Raw genomic sequence first — 358 nt, 5'->3', positions numbered from 1 at the left:
AGAACCAAGCCGACGCCGCCACCGTCGTCACCGCACACGCCGACCTGCCCGCACCGGTCGAACACTTCGTCGGCCGCGGCAACGAACTCACAACGATCATCAACGCCAGCCAAGACACCAAGACCCCACACGTGTTCTGCATCGAAGGCATGCCCGGCAGCGGCAAAACCGAACTCGCCATCATGGCGGCGCGTCGTCTCCTCGACGAGAGCGACATCGGCGGTGTCCTCCACACCGACCTCCGCGGGTACCACCCCGACAACCCACCCGGCGATCCGGCAGCCGTCCTCGACACCTTCCTTCGACTCCTCGGCGCGTCCCCCAGAGAGATTCCGACCGGACTGGCTCAACGGCAAGC

At 66.2% G+C, this 358-nt stretch carries 1 protein-coding gene; it reads left to right on the top strand.

The annotated features are described in order from the left end of the window. Nucleotides 1-358 (top strand): zeta toxin family protein (locus ELR45_RS35260; RefSeq protein ID WP_165367814.1); only part of this gene is annotated, 358 nt, incomplete at both ends.

This window comes from Phytoactinopolyspora endophytica, from assembly GCF_004138495.1.
Taxonomy (GTDB): Bacteria; Actinomycetota; Actinomycetes; order Jiangellales; family Jiangellaceae; genus Phytoactinopolyspora; species Phytoactinopolyspora endophytica.
Note: the sequence above shows the minus strand (reverse complement) of the source record. Positions and strands in the feature narration are given on the sequence as shown.